Source organism: Segatella copri (assembly GCF_009494835.1).
Taxonomy (GTDB): Bacteria; Bacteroidota; Bacteroidia; order Bacteroidales; family Bacteroidaceae; genus Prevotella; species Prevotella copri_F.
In genome coordinates, this window is record NZ_VZBE01000059.1 from 16489 (window position 1) to 36366 (window position 19878).

Sequence of the window (19878 nt, forward strand, 5' to 3'; positions counted from 1 at the left end):
TGACCGCCAATCTGCCATCAGGTGATGTTACTTCATAATTGTTGGCTTACGCACAAACCGCGCCGAGCAACAAAATACCAACAATACATTTTTTTTGCTTCATTTTCATTTTATTGTTAGGTTGAAATTATTATCTGTCTATGACGCAACAGCAGTATAGCCGACGTTCCAGCTTCTGTTACTGTAGCGTACAACAAAAATCGCTCCTGAATGAGAAGAAACCAAAAAGCCCCGACATCACGTCGAGGCTTTTGAAGTTTTTGAATGTTTCAGCAGTTTGTGTTTTTTATGTAGTTATGATTTGTTCGTTTTTGAAAATCAATTCTTTTTCTGGGTGCAAAATTAAGACAAATATTGATATAAATCAAATAAATCTCGATTTTTTATGCAAAAAACCACGTAAACGTTTACAATTTTTGCGAACCAAAAAGACCCTTTGTGAGCTGTTGTGGCTAAAATACAGCTGTGCATTTTGTGTCTTTTGAATATTTTCTGCCACATTAATAAAAAAGTTAAAATATTGATGCTATATTTTGTTTTCTCTGTATTTTACACTATCTTTGCACTATCTTTTCACATTATTATATATATAAAGAAATTAGATGAAAGAATTTGTAATATCAGAAGTCAAGGCGGAAACCGCTGTACTCGTGGGTCTGATTACCAAGACACAGGACGAAGCCAAGACAAAAGAATATCTCGACGAGTTGGAATTTCTTGCCGATACTGCGGGGGCTGTCACCGTAAAGCGATTCACGCAGAAGGTGGTTTCTCCTAACCAGACCACCTATGTGGGTAAGGGTAAACTCGAAGAAATCAAAGAATATATCAAAAACGAAGAAGAGGAAGATAGAGAAGTAGGTATGGTCATCTTTGATGATGAGCTTTCTGCCAAACAGATCCGTAACATCGAACAGGAACTGCAGGTGAAGATTCTGGACCGCACCTCACTCATCCTCGATATCTTCGCCATGCGTGCGCAAACCGCTGCGGCTAAAACCCAGGTAGAGTTGGCGCAATACCGCTATATGCTCCCTCGTCTGCAAAGACTCTGGACTCACCTGGAACGACAGGGTGGTGGTTCAGGATCTGGTGGCGGTAAGGGATCTGTTGGTCTGCGTGGACCGGGTGAGACCCAGCTCGAGATGGACCGCCGTATCATCCTCGGCAGAATGAGTCTCCTCAAAGAGCGACTGGCAGAAATCGACAAGCAGAAGACTACACAGCGAAAAAACAGAGGCAGAATGGTGCGCGTGGCACTGGTGGGCTATACCAACGTAGGTAAATCTACCATCATGAATCTGCTCAGCAAGAGCGAGGTGTTTGCAGAGAACAAACTCTTTGCCACCCTCGACACCACCGTACGCAAGGTGGTGGTAGACAACCTGCCGTTCCTCCTTGCAGATACCGTAGGATTCATCCGCAAATTGCCAACCGACCTGGTCGACTCCTTCAAGAGTACCCTTGACGAGACACGCGAGGCCGACCTCCTTCTGCACGTAGTAGATATCTCACATCCCGACTTCGAAGAGCAGATCCAGGTAGTAGAGAATACGCTCAAGGAACTGGATTGCGCCGATAAGCCATCGATGATTATCTTCAACAAGATAGACAACTACTCATGGATAGAAAAAGAGGAAGACGACCTCACACCGATGGAGAAAGAGAACATCCCGCTGGAAGACCTGAAGAAGACATGGATGGCAAAACTCAATGAGGACTGCCTCTTCATCTCGGCAAAGAACAAGGAGAACATCGACGAATTCCGCGAGATACTCTACAAGAAAGTAAGAGAGTTGCACGTACAGAAGTATCCATACAACGACTTCCTGTACCAGGATTATGAGTAAGAACATAAATATCAATAACAAGTAAGTTATGAATGATTACAGACCTTTAACCACCGAGGAAATCGAGGTGCTTAAACATAACGACTGCTGGGCCGAAGACTGGACCTCAGTCAATGTATCAGAAGATTTCAAGCCCAACTTCATGCACCGCGTGATGCTCTATGGCGAAATAAACATCGGATCCTTCAACAAGAACGTGGAGGTGAGCCAGGGCTTCGTAAAGCATTCGGGCATCAACAATGCCACCTTGCGCAATGTAACCATAGGCGACGACTGTCTGATAGAAAACGTAGGCAATTTCATCAACAACTATACCATTGGCGATGATTGCTACATCTCAAACATCTCGACCATGGAAACCACCGAGGGAGCTACTTACGGCGAAGGAAATCTTGTGAGCGTACTCAACGAGGTGGGCGAAGGCAACGTAATCCTCTTCAGCGATCTGAACAGCCAGCTGGCAGCCTTCATGGTGAAGCATTTCCCTGACAAGGAAATGAAGGAGAAAATCCGCCAGCTCATCAAGACCGACATCGACAACAAGATGCCGGATCGGGGCCAGATTGGCAACAATGTGAAGATCATCAATACCAAGGAGATCACCAACTGCGTAATCAATGATTACTGTGAAGTGAACGGTGCTTCCCGTCTGAGCGACTGTACGCTATTGGGCTCTGTTCATGGCAACGTATATATAGGCACAGGCGTTATTACAGAAAACAGCATCATCGCTGAAGGCGCCAGCGTCATCAACAGCGTAAAGATACAGGATTGCTTCGTAGGCGAAGCCTGCCAGCTGGCTAACGGCTTTACCGCATCAGCCTCCGTATTCTTCGCCAACTCCTATATGAGCAATGGCGAGGCTTGTGCAGCCTTCTGCGGTCCTTTCACCGCTTCTCATCATAAGAGTAGTCTGCTTATCGGAGGCATGTTCTCTTTCTATAACGCCGGTTCTGCCACCAACTTCAGCAACCATGCCTACAAGATGGGACCTATGCACTGGGGCATTCTGGAGCGCGGTTCCAAGACAGCCAGCGGTGCTTATCTCCTGATGCCAGCCACTCTGGGTTCCTTCTCAGTATGCTTCGGCAAGCTGATGCACCACCCAAACACCCGCAACCTGCCTTTCGCCTACCTCATTGCCGATGGCGACAAGATGTTCCTCATCCCGGGCAGAAACATCACTACCGTAGGTCTGTACCGCGACATCAAGAAATGGCCTAAGCGTGATCTCCGTGCTATGGAGAACCGCAAGAGCATCGTCAACTTCGACTGGCTTTCACCTTATTCTGTTGGCGAGATTCTGAAGGGTAAGAAGATTCTTGAAAACCTGCGCGAGGTTACGGGCGATAACGTTTCGCAGTATCTCTATCACGAATATATCATACCGGCTTCATCGCTCCACAAGGGCATCAAATATTATGATATCGCCCTCCGCATCTACATGGGTGCCGTATTGAAGCGTGTACTGAAGCGCGACCCAGCCATCACCCCTCCAGCCAGCCATGTCGGCGTGGGCGATTGGGATGATCTTTCGGGACTCCTACTCCCGGTTTCTGAAGAAGAAGGCATCGTTAGGGATGTGAAGGAAGGAACTATCGAGAATATAGAACAGTTGCTCGACCGGTTTGAAGAAATCAATGCCAACTATCGCGACTACCAGTGGGCATGGACCTACCAGATGATCTGCGATTACTACGGCATCAGTGACATCACACTCGAAGATGCCAACCGCATACACGAAGATTATATCAAGGCACGCCGCTCATGGATAGCAGAAATCCGAAAGGATGCTGAGAAAGAATTTGCCATGGGCGATGTGGAGGAAGAGGTTTTCCGCAACTTCGTCGACAGCCTCGACCAGGAAATAGAATACGAGAATTAATTAGACTTGAATATTTCAACAGTTTAAAATAACAAAAAACATTATGGCAAAAACTCCAGATTTTAAGTATGCTCCAATGTTCCAGATTGGAGAGGACAAGACAGAGTATCGCCTTATCTCTAAGGAAGGCGTAAGTACAGCAGAGTTCGAGGGTAAGACTATCCTCAAGGTTTCTAAGGAAGCTCTTACTTTGCTGGCACAGCAGGGTTTCCACGACGTAGAGTTCATGCTCCGTCGTGAGCACAACCTCCAGGTGGCTAAGATCCTCAGCGACCCAGAGGCTTCAGAGAACGACAAGTACGTAGCACTCCAGTTCCTCCGCAATGCAGAGACTGCCGTTAAGGGCATTCTCCCATTCTGCCAGGATACAGGTACTGCTATCATCCACGGTGAGAAGGGCCAGCGCGTATGGACCGACTTCGAGGACGAAGAGGCACTGAGCCTGGGTGTTTACAACACCTACACACAGGACAACCTCCGCTATTCTCAGAACGCTCCTCTCAATATGTATGATGAGGTGAACACCCGTTGCAACCTTCCTGCTCAGATTGATATCGAGGCTACAGAGGGCGACGAGTACCGCTTCGTGATGGTAGCTAAGGGTGGTGGCTCTGCCAACAAGACCTACTTCTACCCTATGACCAAGGCTACTATCCAGAATGAGGGCACACTCCTCCCATTCCTCGTAGAGAAGATGAAGAGTCTGGGTACAGCAGCATGTCCTCCTTACCACATCGCCTTCGTTATCGGTGGTACTTCAGCTGAGAAGAACCTCCTCACCGTGAAGTTGGCTTCTATCAAGTACTACGATGAGTTGCCTACAACAGGTGATGAGACGGGTCGTGCTTTCCGTGACATCGACTTGGAGAACAAGCTCCTCGAAGAGGCTCACAAGATTGGCTTGGGTGCACAGTTCGGTGGTAAGTATCTCGCTCACGATATCCGCGTGATCCGTTTGCCACGTCATGGTGCAAGCTGCCCTATCGGTATGGGTGTAAGCTGCTCTGCCGACCGTAACATCAAGGCTAAGATCAACAAGGACGGTATCTGGTTGGAGAAGATGGATGAGAACCCAACAGAGTTGATTCCTGAGGAGCTCCGTAACCCAGGTGAGGGTACCAAGGGTATCGAGATTGACCTCGACAAGGGTATCGACGCAGTTCGTGCTGAGTTGACCAAGTATCCTGTAAGCACCCGTGTTAACTTGAAGGGTACCATCATCGTGGCTCGTGACATCGCTCACGCTAAGCTCAAGGCTCGTCTGGATGCAGGCGAGGAGATGCCTGAGTACTTCAAGAACCACCCTATCCTCTATGCAGGACCAGCCAAGACTCCAGAGGGTTATCCATGTGGCTCTATGGGACCTACCACAGCCAACCGTATGGACCCATACGTAGATGAGTTCCAGGATCACGGTGCTAGCTTGGTAATGATTGCCAAGGGTAACCGTGGCGATGTTGTTACAGAGGCTTGCAAGAAGCATGGTGGTTTCTACCTCGGTACTATCGGTGGTGTAGCTGCCGTTCTCTCTAAGAGTTCTATCAAGAGCATCGAGTGCGTAGAGTACCCAGAGCTCGGTATGGAGGCTATCTGGAAGATTACCGTAGAGGACTTCCCTGCATTCATCCTCGTAGATGATAAGGGCAACGACTTCTTCAAGCAGTTGAAGCCTTGGACTCCTTGCAAGGAATGCCAGAAGTAAATGATACTGAAATCATGATAATGAAAAAAGCTCAGGGCAGATAGCCCTGAGCTTTCTTTTTATACTTATATCGGATAACCTGTTCTGTTTCCGAAACAGGAACATCCGTTTAAAGCAGCAGTTTATATGTCTTGCTTTGCATACCAGTTTCTACCCGCAACAGATAAACGCCTTGTCTGATACCCTGTAAAGAGAGACTGACTGTTTTTCCATCCGTAGCAGATGCCTGTCTGAGCAGGTTTCCTCCCGTATTATACAGTTTAATCTTTCTCACGTCCTTGCCCGAAACCAAGAGTTGATGTCCCTCGCGACAGATCTCGGTTTCAGTATCAGAGATGGTAGCATTTTCTATTCCTGTAGCTATATCCTGATAGAGAATAAGGATATCGCCCTTTCGCTTGAGAAAATAAGAAGATTCCTGCGGATTCTTCAGTTCCACTTTCTTTCCTCCTATCTCGCCCATCACCCTGAACAGATAGGTATGACCGTCGGTCCAAGGCAGATTATTCTTGCGCAGCCAGTAGCTGTAAAGCGGCACGTCTAAAGCTGATGAGACGGTTACATCATCGCTGATTCCATTTACCTCTATTTCTTCCTTTGTATGTACATCTTCAGAGATGAGGGAAACATGCCCCTCGTAACTGCGGTCTTCTGTCGTACGCAGCGAAACTCCCATCTTGAAGAGAGATACCTTCGATACATCGACGCTTCCGGTTTCTATCTTCTCGTTCGAATCATCAGCCAGAAAGACTTCAGCTTTTGCCATCAATGGTTTCTCCTCTCCCTTTACCACCTCTATATAGGCTGCATCCTGATCGTTGATACCGTTAAGCGGACAATCCTGGGTTTCGGCTTCATCCGAAGTAATCTCCAGTTTCACCTGATAATATCCCGGAGCAAGCTGGGCAGGAACCGAAAGGAGAATCGGGATTTCGGTCTCGCTGAAACCATCTATTTCGGTCAGCTGGTCCACACGTGTACTCAACACAACCTCCTGGTTCTCATCCAGCAGTTTCACTCTCAGGTAACAGTCGCGCGGCACACCATTGAGGTTCTTGATAGTGAAGAAGGCTCGTACCTTGCTGCCCTGTTCAGCTTTGCCGTCAAGTCTTGGCTGCCCCATCAGTTGGAAGCGGGCATCTTCCGAACAGATTTCAGAGATGCGGCCGGCACCGTCTTTCAGTTCCACCCCGATAACAGGTGCCTTCTTCATCGGCAGGAAATCATCCCATGAACCATCATCCTTCCGGGCTGCACATATAGCAATGATACGGTAATAGCCGTTTTCAAGACCGGCAAGACTGAGACTGATTTTCTGAGCCTGATTGATAAGATAATCAGTTCCCATCCATCCCTTCTGCTCTCCGCCATAAAGTCTTTCCGTAAAGCCTCCCTGCTGATGATCATCAGAATAAACCACCTGCTTGAGATTCCCTGCTTCATCATAAACGGCAACACCGATGTCACCCCTGAAAGGCTTGCCTCTGTTGACGAAGGAATTCATCTCGACAGTTACCGGCTGTGAAGGGTCGAATAACTTTCCCGACGCCTCTTTCAGGCTGAGAGAACCACCCTCGTTGAACATCAGCTGCGGCGAAGTTTCCAGCAGTCCGCGCTCTATTTCGGGATATTTCCCGTTGTTGGGATGAGCTAAGATGGCGGTAATGGCACGGTTAAAGGCAAGCGGTTTGCCCTGAAACTCACTTCCGGTCTGCGAAACATTGAGATTGGTGAGCGAATAATAGGCATCGCCCTGACCCTCCCAACCGAAGTTCATGTGGAAGAGGCCGTTTTCATCGAAACCATCAGTTACCCAGGCATGACCGGAAGCCGAACCGGCTGGTCTGCCTTCCAGATAAACCGGACATCCGTTAAGCAGTTCCTGTCTCAGGATTTCTGCAAACCTCCCCGGTCCTTCTACAGCTTTCGTAACGTAGGCTGCCGAATAATCGAAATGCTTCTGCAGCGCCTGACAGGCGAAGACTCCCTGGGTTCCACTTGCGCTGGGCGTATATTGCATGAAAGAAGCCACACCCACATCGTTCATCAGTAAGGCTACGGCATCTATCTCTGCAGGAGTAGCCTGAACCGGATAGCGGTAGTCGGGCAACATGTTGGCCCAGTCGTAATGCGACTGACTGAAATCCGCACTTTTCTTGTCCTGGTAGTAGGTTACCACATATTCGTTTTTTCCCTGTCCCTGAGCCGGCCACTGATGATAATACATCATCTGAGCCACAGCCGTAGCCACACAGCCGCTGTATTCATATCCCGTTTTAGCATTAAACGGATACGACTGTCCCCATTTGCTTTTCAGCATCGGCGCTACGGTTTTAGAGTAAAGTCCGTTGCGTGTATGGCTTTGCACCTTCACCTTTCCTTCTTTCAGCACCTCGAAAGTCTGTCGGTATCCCGAAAGCAGCAGTTTTACGCAGGGATTGGCATTGAGCGTATCGAGACTACCTTCTTTGCTGTATCCCAGCACTTCACCCATCTGGTCATCACCTGATACGATAACGAATCCCTGTCCCCGCGCATCATTATATATATAATAAGGTGTACCAGCCTTATTTTTCCTGCCCTTCTCCTTTGCTTTCATACCGTCGTTTTGCGGCAGAGTGACATATCTCTTAGCAATCTCCGCCGCCTTCTGCCAGTTAATTTCCTCGGCATGAACAGTTTGAGAACAGGTCATCATCAGAGCAACGAATCCCACAAATAGGTTCCCCATTTTCAGTCCCTTCCATTCTTTTCTTTCTTTTTTCTTTTTCATTTCTTCAGGTCTTAATAATTGATATTGAGTTAATTACGCCACCTTCTGGAAATATCAGATGAGCTACACTTTGCCATCATCCAGAAAGTTTTCTGCAAATATACAACTTTTCTTTGAAAAATGCAAGAAATAGCACCAAAAAACAGCATGATTATTTGGACAAACCAATATTTATTCTTATCTTTGCATCCTATTTTTCATAGTAAGTATTTTAACAGTAAAAACTCAAAATGATGAAGCAGAAAAAACATCGAAAGATTCCGGCACTGGCTGCTGGAACCACACTCGTGGCAGCGATGACCCTGATGGCATCCTGCTCCACCGATTATGAAGACCAGATCGTGTACAACGACATTGAAAAACCGTTCCAGGAAGATTTCAAAAAGGATACGGTGGTTTTCGAAAAGTTGCCGGCAGAACGGGCTAAACACATCCTGAATCTATCTGACCCATCAACTGAAATCGTAGACAAACCGGATTACACCTTCCAGACTGACAACCTCATCAATGTTAGGAAATCTACTGAGGATGAATCGCTCGTCATCACCAGTTGGTCGGCAAAATCAGTCTCCAACGTAACACTCGAGATGTATATCCCGGAAGTGGATGAATACATTCCGGTGGCGTTCATTAAATCCATTCCCGCCTTCTCCCGCTTCTCCTTCAAGCCATCATTCGTTGGCAGACGGAATATCTGGAAAAAGAAAAACGGAAACTTCGTGAGTTTCACCTGCCCGTATCTCGACCTTAACAGGATGAAGACACGTCTCGTGAGCGATGATGAGCACTTCAAGATGCTCCAGAAGATTGACGCCAGATGGACCTGCAGTTTCTCCAACTACGGGTGGACTCCAGAGGTTGGAGAATCGCACAATTTCCGTGAAATGAAACCTATCTACGCCCGCGAATGGGTGGTGATTGTCACCAACTATACCTATATGATGACCACTCCGGAATATAAGTATGTGATGGCAAACTTCAAGAAGGTGATGGGCGGCGATCTCTACGACAACAATAAGGTAACGTTCACTGCCGAGAAATACCAGAGCGAAATGGAAAGATTCAAGGCACAGAAAAACTTCGTGCTCGGACAGTCTAGTCCGGCATACGGTGGATTGGGCGGCGGCTACATCTGGACCGTTACCGACTGGAACTTCTATGGCCATTATGGTTCGTTCAGCGGATGGGAAGCTATCTCCCACGAGCACATGCACTGCATGGACTATAGTCACGACAGCAATATGACGTATCCAGCCAAAACACCGGAAGGCGTCAACGTAGGATGGCCGGAATTTATCTGGCAGCTGCACATGTGGCTGAGCCATAAGGGCGATCTCCCTTATACCGACCGCAATCTGCTGGGCTTCCACAAAGATGAGAATGCTAAGTATCGCGACTGTGGTATCAATGATATCTTCAAGGATGATGCCAAACTGCAGAAGACCATAGAGGATTTTTACAAAAAGAGCAGACTGGTGAAATATTTCACAGAGAACCCGATTAAAGATCATGCAAAATAAAGGAGGAAACTATATGAGAAAAAATATGTTCATGATTGGAGCAGGAATGATGCTGGCTTTAGCTTCCTGCGATAAGACAGAAATACGTGAGATAACGGAAGACAGAGTGGTACCGCAACCGGTAGATACCATCAAGGTGGCAGATCATTTCTATCTGGACGGACATCTTTCCCGCACAGCCGAAGATTTAGGTGGCAGACCGCTGGATGCAGCCAACCTCTTTAACGATGGCGAAGAGTTGTATGTGGCGAATTTTGCAGGCAAGTGTGTTGATGTCTTCGATGCCGAAACATTGGAATTCAAGCGCAGCATGAGCAACGGCGACCGCACGCTGGCACGCGATGTTTATGCTGAAGGCGACCATCTCTTTGTGGCTGCCGGCGAAAATCAGGAGGTACAGATCTTCGACAGGAAAACGGGCAAATATCTCAGCCGTCTGGGCACAGGTTCCTGGCCAGCCAGCATGATTTCAAAGGTGGGCTGCGTTTGCGCAACCCCTCGTCTTGTCTTCGTGCGCGACTCAAAGTATACCAACATCCGAGTCTTCGACCGCGAGGCGCTGAACCTGGGGGCAGCCAACAACAATAAGGTATTTGCCAAGCTCAGTACGGGTGGCGATTTCATTGGCAGCAGTAATGAGCCGCTGGGAGAATCCTACGATATGGAGGTGATTGGCGATTCGCTCTATGCCTTCATCCCTAGCACGGGAACCATCTATTCATGGAAAGTAGAAGACATCATCCAGCAAAAGGATTATGCCCCGCTCAAGGTTTCCCGTTCTCAGGAGTTCAAGCTACGTTCCATTTCAAAGACCGGTGACAAGGATAAGTTCTTCGTATCAATGTTGAAGGACGGCAAGATACAGTTGGCAGAATACAGTCTCGCCGATTTCCAGGCAAGAAACTTTGCCAATCCGTTGCGCTGTTTCACCGCCGATGACCGCGTCCTCCTTCCTTCCCAGACCATCATAGCCTACCAGAAGGAGAAACTGATACTCACCAATGGTGCAAAGTTAGACCGTTGGGATATCCGCAACAATCCGGCATACGAAATCAAGCCAAGACAGAAATAACCGTAGCGTTGTCTTATTTTCAAAATAAATTCCCCCATCCTGCCTTCGCTGGCTGGATGGGGGATTTCTGTTATTAATGATAGTCTTGTTCAAAACGGATAAAGACACCGGCTTTATTGTAATAGAGTTCATAACCAGGGATATCGATTTCATATCCACCTAACTCTTTCTCTATCTTGTAAGGCTTCTGATTAGGATATCGCTTCGCTATATCTGCTGCAATGTTGGCTGGAATGATACCATCAGGCATCACAGAGAACTTGCAGTCAACCGAAGTCCACTCGCCTTTCGCATCAAACTCCAGCTGGGTTCCGTCGCTGAGCAATACATCATACTCCCACCGGCCGTTGTCCTTTTCCTTCTCCGCATGGCTCACGGCAACCTCGGCAAAATGCTTCTTTACAAACTGCTGTGCATGCATCGGCAAATCATCAAAACTGATTATTCTTTCCTCACTGCTGTGGCAAGATACTGATATCATAGCCAATACCATCGACAAAAATGCCGTCAAAAACTTTCTTTTCATGTTGTCTAATTTTAAAAATTATTGAATCAATTACCTGTTTATTCTGTCAATTATTATTTGCGCATTACCACCTTCTTTCCATTCCGGATATAGATGCCCGGCTGGGTAACTCTGGTAAGTTTGCGGCCATCCAACCCGTATACTGCATCAGAAGATGAAGAAGCGGCTGCACAGCCCGTGCCCTGCGATAGAGCCGGCTTCGTGATGCCTGTAGTCGGCGCCTTGCGGTAGAGCGTAATGCGGCGGCGCAACGTATTGGCATTCCAGCGGTCCAGCCACATGCCGTCACGCTCTATATCTACATGTATCTCGTAGGTGCCCTCTGCCAACTCAGAAAGATTCACGGTATGGCGGGTAGAACCCGTAAGATCCGTATCATTGTTGCGCGGAATGCTCACTCTGCTGATGCTGCTCGTATACGCAGTCTCGCCCGTAGCCACATTGACCAGACGGTAGCGCATGCGGGTCTGCAGACTGCCCTGCGTAAGATACTTCATATAGCCCGACATACCCAGCACCAGCTGCGGCTTCTGATCCAGGTCGAAGTAATGGGAAGGCACATAACTGCCCGCTTCATCCAGGAGTTTCACCGATGTAACGGTCACCCTGCCTTCGTAGTTGTTAGGATATACCTCAAGCAGGAAATCTTCCGGCACCGCAATCTCGTAGACGCCAGGATTCTTCGTCTCGATATTGTGGTTGAAGCGGAGCTTCATGCGATACTTGCCTGCCTTGAGCTCATGAGAGCCGGTAGGGCCCGAATAGGATGTCATGAACCTCACGAGCCACTGGGTAGTATCCATGCGCTGCGCCACCATGTGGATGAGATAGGCATTCGGTACCTGATAGGTTTCACCCGCCAGATTTCCCGTGCCCTCCAGTTCCACCTGCAACTCGCCGCGAGCCTGATAGCGGCTCAGGTTAGATACATTCAGCAGAATGCCTGCCAACTGGCTGCTGTACTGATAGGCTGGCTCCAGCACCTCGGGCTTTCCCGCAAGCAACAGGTGAGGCTTGTTGTCTGCCTGTACCAGCGTAACCTCGCCACGGTTTACAATCATCGGCACGGAATTGCCATTCACCATCTGCCTCCAGTCTTCCCAAACGCCCTTGTCAGCATCCAGGAGTCGGCGGCCCAAAGGTCGCAGAGTGTAGGTGCCGTCTGCCAGACCGTCTATCTCATTCAGGTCCATCTTCCACCAGTCATATTCGAAATTGTAGCTGGTATAATAGGTAGCCCAAGTCAAGACACCCGACTGTCCGAAGACATGCATACACTTTCCGTCCTGCGTAAAGAGCCCGATGCCTATCTGTCCGGTATAGGCGCCTCCGGCATCCTGAGCCACATTGCGGGCTCCCACACCTTTAATCTGCGCCGGAATAACCGACTTCACCGTCATTCCTTCACTCGCCTGGAACTGCAGTCCCTGGTCATTGTTCACCGACAGCACCACCGGTTTAGGCTGCAGCGGTTCTATCATTCCGTCGTTCGGATGCACGAAGAGCGCTATCTGGTTTTCGTAGTAACAGCCGTCGCTGCCGTAACCTCCGCCAGCCGTCGCTGCTGTATTGATGTCGAAATAGCCATTGTCCAGACCAGCCCATCCCCAGTTTATATGCACCAGTCCATTCTCATCATAGCCATCATATAAAAAGGCATGGTCGCCGCCCGTCATGAAGACCGGACAGCCGAGAGACAGTTCCTGGTAGATAGCCTGCAGAAACTCGCCGCCCGGCAGTCTGTCCTTCTCCAGCTGGCGCACATTGCAGTTGTAATAGTTCTCGAGGGTATTCCATAACTTTGCCTCATCACAGAGGGTTCCGTGCACGCCGTAGGTAGCCTGGGCCAGTTTTCCCAAGTCGCGCATCAGCACGCCCACTGCCTGTGCCTGAGCCTCGCTGTACCCTCCTCCGCTGTAGGAATCGAGCATGTTGTCCCAGTCATAATAATCGTATGCCATGGCACCCTTACCCCGGTTTACCCCCTCGGGTCTCATCTTAGGCCAGCGGTGGGCATAGAGCACCTGTGCCATCGCCGTGATGGTACAGCCCGTATAGGTAGGCTTGCCGCTGGTGCTGCTGCGCGGGGTATAGTAGTTATAAGGATAATCCTGGCTCCACTCCGCACTGACGAGCGGTTTTACCGATGCCTTCGGCGGTTTGGCATAGACCGGCGTCACGCTGATGCTGTCTACCTTCACCAGCTCCACCACCCGTGCATATCGCTCCAGGAGTTTCTTCATCGGAGCCGACATATTTTCAGCATCCAGTCTTCCCCTGTCACTATATCCCAGTACCCCGCCTACCCGGTCATCACCCGCCACGATGACGAAGCCTTCACCATCCTGGTTGTTGAAGAGGTGGAGCGATGGTTCTGAAGTACGGGTTCCGCGGCTTTTCACCACCGACGGACCCACACTCACAGGATTTCCGATAAACTTTCTTGCCATTGTCTGCGCCTTGTTCACGTCTACCGGTCCGGCATAGACATTCATAGCACATATCGCCGATACGGCTATGGCGTAAAATTTCTTATCCATCATATCTCAGGTCAAAAAGAATTATCTGATTACCGTTTTCTTGCCGTTCACGATATAGATGCCCGGCGTCGGCTTGCCGTTCACCTTGCGTCCCTGCATGTCGTAGATGCCCTCCTGTTTTTTCTGCTCCAGAACAAGGTTAGGACGGATGCCTGTAGTGCCATGATTGCGCACACTGCAGCGGGCAGCATTTTCTATCTTCCCGGTCTTGGTGTTGAAGAGCACCGCTGCTATCTCTATCTTGCTGCGGTCGCGGATCACGCTGTATTTGTTTACACCCTCAAAAGTGGTGGAGTGCGTCTTCACCTCGTCTGCCCGGAAGTCGGTCATCTTCGAGTCCTCCAGTCCGTTGTCCATACCCTGCGATTCTATCGCTACATGGTTATACACCATGCCCTTTACCTGCGACCAGCCCTCTACATAGTTGGCAGCATCGGTAATGTCAAAACCGGCAGCCTTGTTATCACGTGCCACCCATACGGCAGGAACCGTTACGGCATAGCGGTCTATCAAGCCTTCATATACCGAACGGGATACTACCTTGCTGATATCATCAGTTTTATGAACAGAAACAGCCACTACGTCGTCGGGATACATACGCGCTATGGCATCGGTAGCCACCAGTCCGATAGGACAGTGCCAGCACCACATTCCCGCATAATCTTCTACCAGTACCCGCTTGTGCGGCATCTTGTTGACCGTGCAGCAGGTAAGATAGGCATATCCCGCCGAAGCCTCGTTATACTGTCCGTTCACCTGTGTGATATTGAAGAGCAACTCTTCCTTCCCCAGTTTCTGGCCCGGTTTGATAGGAATTTTTACCTCTCGCGTTTCTCCATCCTTGAGCGGCTGGTCGAAGTTCAACACGAAAGGTCCCTCGCTCACCTGCTTATCTGTATAATAAAAGGTATAGCTGATGCTGGTCACCTCGGTATCACCCCAGTTGGTCAGTTTTAGCGGCACCACCGTTTCCTTATCCCCCATTTTCAGGAATACGTTGCCCGGTGTCATAGGCGCCACCGAATTCTTTGCCCAGCAGCCAATTCTTTCCGCTATTTTCTGCGCCTGTTGCCAGGATTGTGGCCCGGCAGAAAGATGAGGTGGCAATACGAATAAGATTAGCAGCGACACTGCTGTTAAAATGGTTCTTTTCATCTTGTTTTTCTCGTTAAATAATTACTAATTTTGAGTTTCTGTTTTATTCTGTCATCTCATGGATCACTACGAGTCACGCCGACCCGTCTTTTCGGCTACAAATATACTATAATTTTTCCAAGACAGAACACGCTTAAACTTTTATTAACAGATATTCGTTATTTTTTCTTTTAAACCGACCGTTCGCATGTAGTACTGTATAATCTTCAAAGCAAAAAACAGCCTAAAAATTTGGAAGTTACAAATATTCAGCGTATCTTAGCAGATGATAAACTGCACTCGGCAAAATATTCAAGCAAGCTTGATATTCTGCGCTCGTTAGCATTATCTTTGCAGTACAAATAAAAACATAAAGCGTATGAAACAGGTAGAAGAAAGATACATCAGCTTGCTGACCGATTTCGGCTTCGACCGCCTCTTCGAGGAAGCCGAGATAGCCAAGATATGCTTGCTGATGGCGTTGACCTCAATCTGATTATGAAGTATTCCGGTCTTACCCAGGAACAGATAGAAAAATTGAAATAAGATATTATCTTAGAGGTAACAGATAAGAAATTCCCCTGCCTACTTTCGCAAGCAGGCTGGGGACTTATACTTTCCGGGGATTTTGCCTTGCAGCAGATTCCGGGAAAGTATTTATAATGCTATAAAAACAGCACTCCGCTTCACTGCGTCGGGCTGACGATTCATAAATAAAAGTAAAAGTTTGAGGGGGCTCTCGCCCGCTGAAACAATTTCGACCTGTATGGTTGAAAAGTTTTATGGTTACATTCAAGCACATGAAGAAGAATACCCAAGTGGTTAAGTCAGCTAACTCAAGTGGTTCAGTCAAGAAACTCAAGTGGTTCAGTCAAGAAACTCAAGTAGTTCAGTCAGCGAGTTCAGACGTCTCTGTTGGCTGATGCAGACGTCTCGATAAGCTTACAGATACGTCTCCGTTAGCCTACGCAGTCATATTTGTAACCCTACGCAGTCATATTCGTAACCCGATGCAGTCATATTCGTAACCCTACGCAGCCATATTTGTAACCCCACGCAGCCATATTTGTAACCCGATGCAGCCGTATTCGTGAATAAGTTTTATGTAATCATCTATCATCCATCACGATTTGGGGTTATCCCTCACGATATTCTCACTACACATTACCAGATACTGCCTGGGGGCTGGGGATAACCTATTCCCAGAGCATAAAGAGGTTAGGTCATTTCATCACAGCCGTATCTGCTCCAGGCATCTGTCTGCCACCTCCTTCCTATGCGTAACACAGATAATAGTCTTATCGGCATACGAAGCAAAGAGGCGGTCGAAAAGAAGTTTCTCGGTTTCGGCATCCAGCGATGAGCTGATTTCATCAAGCAACAGAATGTTACCTTCGCGCAAAAGACTGCGGGCTATGGCAATGCGCTGTGCCTGACCGCCACTCAAACGGGTGGCATGCTCTCCTATCTTCGTATCCATACCTGCCGGCAAACTGAAAACGAAATCGGCACAGGCTACATGAAGGGCTTCGGTAAGCTGCTCATCGGTAGCCACGGGATTGGCAAGAAGAAGATTATCGCGAATGGTTCCGCTCATCAGCGTATTACCCTGCTCTATATACACGATATGCGAACGCATGCCGGTTCCTTCTGTCTCTTTGCCCAGGGCATCATACAATACTATCCTTCCGCTATCGGGCTGGATGATACTCGACAAGAGACGCAGGATGGTAGTCTTGCCACAACCGGTTTCTCCTACTATCGCCACAGATGTGGCGGGACGGAAATCATAAGAGAAATGACTGACAACAACTTTCTTTCGCTCATCGGGATATGAATAACTCACATCCTGAAGACGGATGCCGCAAGCACACTGCAAAGGTATAGAAGCATCTGCCTGCGACAGAGATTCCTCCTGCTCGGTATTTTCTATCTCTACCAACCGGTCTACACTCGCTGATGCATGAATCAGCTGGGGAATCATGCCCAAGAGCGACATGATAGGACTCTGTATCTGACCCACCAACTGCAGGAAGGCGGTCATCACACCAAAGGTTATCAACCCGTTCTTGAGTTGGATGGCACCATAGACAAAGGCTCCGAAATAGCCGTAACTGAAGGTGAAGGCAAGGAGCAGGCGTGATATCAACGTAAAACGGATTCTACGGCGGACCAAATGATGCAAACGCTGCTGCATACTGCCTACCCTACCGGAAACCGTGCTCTCTGCCTGCAAGGTCTTGATGGTGAGTTCATGTTCTACGGTCTCCTGAATCATCATCTGTATACTGCTCTCCTCCTCGCGTATCGCCAGCGTCATCTTCTTGAGTCGGCTGCCGAGATATTTGGCACAGACTGCAACCACCGGTGTCAACACCAGAAGGCTCCATGCCAGAATAGAATCGATGGAACGCATCAGGAAGAAGGCACCGAAGAGCTGCACCAGGGTGACTACAATTGTGGGCAGGATATCCGTAACTACCGAAGAGGCTGATGAGAGATCGCGCTCCAAACGCTGGCTGATGTCGCCGGAAAGCATATCGGAAGCTGGTTTTCCGGAACCAGCCTCAGCCTGATGCTTAACGGCATAGAGTTTCCTGCCCAGCACAAACCGGAAGAGGCGGCTACGCATATCATTCTGGAGGATAACCTCGGTGATGCCGGAAAGATAGAATACCAGCTGGCGAAGGGCTATCAGCAGGGCGATGACAGAAAAAAGCACGATGGTTTCGCGCAGCACATTGCCACGCCAGATCACCACATCGATGAACCGGCGACACAGCCAGACGAGCCACAAACCTAATGCTACCTGCAGGAGACCGGCGATGATGCGCAACAGCAAACGTCCCCGGACAGCAGACATCTGGCGAAAAAACCATAGTGCATACTTCCTCATACCAGTCCCTCTTTCTGCCACTGGGCAATAATCGCCTCACAGTCTTTTTCTGCCTGAGCCATGACTACATCATACTCATCGCACAGAGCCTGAGCCAACGAAGCTACCGTAAATTCACCCTGTTTCTCAGCCGTCTTCCAGAGAAAGGCGGCAGTTTCGTTGAGACTGATCAACTTGGTAAAGTCTACTGCCTGCATACCTTCGGCTGTTACCACATACTCACCGCAAATTTCGCGGAGTTTGAAATCGTTCTTGATCTTCATTGTATCTTGTTTTTTAGTTTTTATATGATAAACGGATATAGAGCTTGATTATTTTAAGCAAGACCCTACGCACAGGCCTCAACCTCTGCCATCTGTGCCAGTTTCTGAACGCTTTCTGCGAGATGAGACTCTTACGGCTTCCGTCGGGACAGATGACAGCATGCGCCTTCGCAATGACATCCTTGCGCAGGCAATGCTCCTTAAAACCGAGATTTCCATCGCCCGTCAGCACGATACGGCAATCATCTGCAGAAAAGGAGGCAGAGGATGCATCGCCGGCAACAGGCTCTATCCCGATGATGCGATGCACCACCGGATAGCCTTCTTCTACCCTCGCCATCACGATATCGCCCACCTTCAACTCGCCTTCTACCGGATAGAATTCTACGCAATCTCTATCACCTACGATAAAGGGAAGCATGCTGGTTCCTTTGACCGGAAACTTGACAGGACGACCTTCACGGATAAATTGCTCGAGCGCGGCTATTGCCTTATATTTTGAATCGGATGTATTCATCTTTCTATTGTACGATTGGTTTTTACCCGACGGTTGGTTTTACTGACTGATGGTCTGACTGCAAAGGAGGGCTGCACCGGCATCAGGAAGACAGTCGAGCTGATAAAGCCGGGTAGCCCCAATCAGCTTCTCTATCGTTTGATGCTGGCCATCTGCAATTTCCTTCTCCCATGCCTTGCCGGAGACAGAAGTCTTGATAGACACATAAGACTCTATGACGGTCTGTTTTCTGATTTTATTCTCTGGTGCCTGGCGCAATTGGACAATTGCCCCTATCGGATATTCCTCGTTCTTATAGCAAGGTGTCTTTCCGCTCCAAGGCGAGCCACTCACCATGGGCGTTCCTTCGTGCGATATATATACCACCGGGTTATCATCATTGAGCAGTCGGGTACCCCCGATATGTTTGAGCCACAGTCCGGAATGCGTACTCTTGCCCGTTCCGCTCTTGCCCAGGAAGAGATAAGCCTTACCCTCCTTTACTATGGTAGAAGAATGAAACAGGAGTGTATCTCCGGCAGCCGAACGCATGGCATAGAGCAGCATCAGCGAGGTGTCAACGGTTGCCTTGAGGGATCCGAAAGCCGACTTCTGGCTGAAGGTGCCAGCAGGAACCAGAAGACTGGAATGCTGATAATCATGACCTGTAACCAGTATCGATTTCATATCAGTCATTGCCATCAGGAACGCCTTCTGCTTCTCTCCCAGACTACCACTGATAATGAGCTGTCCCTCCTCATCCTGTCTGCATTCCTCCTTGAAACCGGCAGGTTTCCTCAGTTCTTCCCCGCTTTCGTTCAAGGTAAGAGAGAATGAGGTCAGGGCAGCAGATGCGACCTGTTCATCGCATTCAAACGCCTGATAAGCCTCCAGTAAAACAGCCATCATCTCCTGAGAGGAATCAGGATAAGAAAGGCTAAACCCGACATGGGCTACCTGATAATGCTTTATAATAGATTCCATTTTTCGTAATTTCATTTATGCTCCACATAAGGAGCGGTTCAAGTTTTTCATTGCTGCTACGAAGGCCTCAGAACCCTCATCTTCTGCAATTTCGCAACAAAAATACGATTTTTATCTGAGAAAGCCAAATCTTTCTCTATCTTTCTTCAAATTACTGAAGTTTTGCAGATGGAAATCGGCGCAATCGAGTAGGAGGAAAACGAAGTAGTTTTCCTCCTACTTTCGTTTTCCGACCTC

Annotated in this window: 13 protein-coding genes; 5 read left to right on the forward strand and 8 right to left on the reverse strand. The window is 48.6% G+C overall.

What is annotated here, in order from left to right; all coding sequences use genetic code 11:
• Positions 1 to 602: 602 nt before the first annotated feature.
• The 3 genes from hflX to F7D47_RS09190 are packed head-to-tail and all read left to right on the forward strand — an operon-like array spanning position 603 to position 5437.
• Positions 603 to 1850 carry a GTPase HflX gene (gene hflX / locus F7D47_RS09180; protein WP_153085867.1) on the forward strand — a complete coding sequence of 416 codons (1248 nt, stop codon included), beginning with the start codon at positions 603 to 605 and terminating at the stop codon, positions 1848 to 1850.
• A gap of 28 nt (positions 1851 to 1878) precedes the next feature.
• Positions 1879 to 3735 (forward strand): DUF4954 family protein, encoded by a 1857-nt coding sequence (locus F7D47_RS09185; protein WP_153085868.1) that lies wholly within the window; start codon positions 1879 to 1881, stop codon positions 3733 to 3735.
• A 43-nt stretch (positions 3736 to 3778) separates the two neighbouring features.
• Positions 3779 to 5437: a fumarate hydratase gene (locus tag F7D47_RS09190; RefSeq protein ID WP_022120419.1), complete on the forward strand. Its 1659-nt coding sequence runs from the start codon at positions 3779 to 3781 to the stop codon at positions 5435 to 5437.
• Positions 5438 to 5546: 109 nt separating this feature from the next.
• On the opposite strand, the gene F7D47_RS09195 is transcribed toward F7D47_RS09190, so the two are convergent.
• A complete protein-coding gene (locus F7D47_RS09195) occupies positions 5547 to 8210 on the reverse strand; it encodes a thiol protease/hemagglutinin PrtT (protein ID WP_153085869.1) in 2664 nt (887 codons plus the stop codon).
• Between the two features lie 230 nt (positions 8211 to 8440).
• On the opposite strand from F7D47_RS09195, the gene F7D47_RS09200 reads away from it, so the two are divergent.
• The gene (locus tag F7D47_RS09200) at positions 8441 to 9730 is read left to right on the forward strand and encodes a hypothetical protein (protein WP_228113318.1); all 1290 of its coding nucleotides are present in this window, start codon (positions 8441 to 8443) and stop codon (positions 9728 to 9730) included.
• 13 nt (positions 9731 to 9743) lie between these two features.
• Positions 9744 to 10802 carry a YncE family protein gene (locus F7D47_RS09205; protein ID WP_153085870.1) on the forward strand — a complete coding sequence of 353 codons (1059 nt, stop codon included), beginning with the start codon at positions 9744 to 9746 and terminating at the stop codon, positions 10800 to 10802.
• Between the two features lie 73 nt (positions 10803 to 10875).
• Here the strand turns inward: F7D47_RS09205 and F7D47_RS09210 are convergent, their stop codons facing one another.
• The 7 genes from F7D47_RS09210 to F7D47_RS09240 form a co-directional block, all read right to left on the reverse strand.
• Complete coding sequence (locus F7D47_RS09210) at positions 10876 to 11328, reverse strand: PepSY-like domain-containing protein (RefSeq protein WP_228113319.1); 453 nt, start codon at positions 11326 to 11328, stop codon at positions 10876 to 10878.
• 53 nt (positions 11329 to 11381) lie between these two features.
• A complete protein-coding gene (locus F7D47_RS09215; RefSeq protein WP_194253032.1) occupies positions 11382 to 13868 on the reverse strand; it encodes a C10 family peptidase in 2487 nt (828 codons plus the stop codon).
• 21 nt (positions 13869 to 13889) lie between these two features.
• Positions 13890 to 15023, reverse strand: a complete 1134-nt coding sequence (locus F7D47_RS09220) for a hypothetical protein (protein ID WP_153085872.1) — start codon at positions 15021 to 15023, stop codon at positions 13890 to 13892.
• A 1210-nt stretch (positions 15024 to 16233) separates the two neighbouring features.
• Positions 16234 to 17898: an ABC transporter ATP-binding protein gene (locus tag F7D47_RS09225; RefSeq protein ID WP_153085873.1), complete on the reverse strand. Its 1665-nt coding sequence runs from the start codon at positions 17896 to 17898 to the stop codon at positions 16234 to 16236.
• The gene (locus F7D47_RS09230; RefSeq protein WP_118190983.1) at positions 17895 to 18161 is read right to left on the reverse strand and encodes a PqqD family protein; all 267 of its coding nucleotides are present in this window, start codon (positions 18159 to 18161) and stop codon (positions 17895 to 17897) included. Before F7D47_RS09230 ends, F7D47_RS09225 begins: the two co-directional genes overlap by 4 nt.
• Before the next feature lie 13 nt (positions 18162 to 18174).
• Positions 18175 to 18678: a S24/S26 family peptidase gene (locus tag F7D47_RS09235; RefSeq protein ID WP_153085874.1), complete on the reverse strand. Its 504-nt coding sequence runs from the start codon at positions 18676 to 18678 to the stop codon at positions 18175 to 18177.
• A 39-nt stretch (positions 18679 to 18717) separates the two neighbouring features.
• The gene (locus F7D47_RS09240; protein ID WP_153085875.1) at positions 18718 to 19641 is read right to left on the reverse strand and encodes a hypothetical protein; all 924 of its coding nucleotides are present in this window, start codon (positions 19639 to 19641) and stop codon (positions 18718 to 18720) included.
• Positions 19642 to 19878 lie beyond the last annotated feature (237 nt).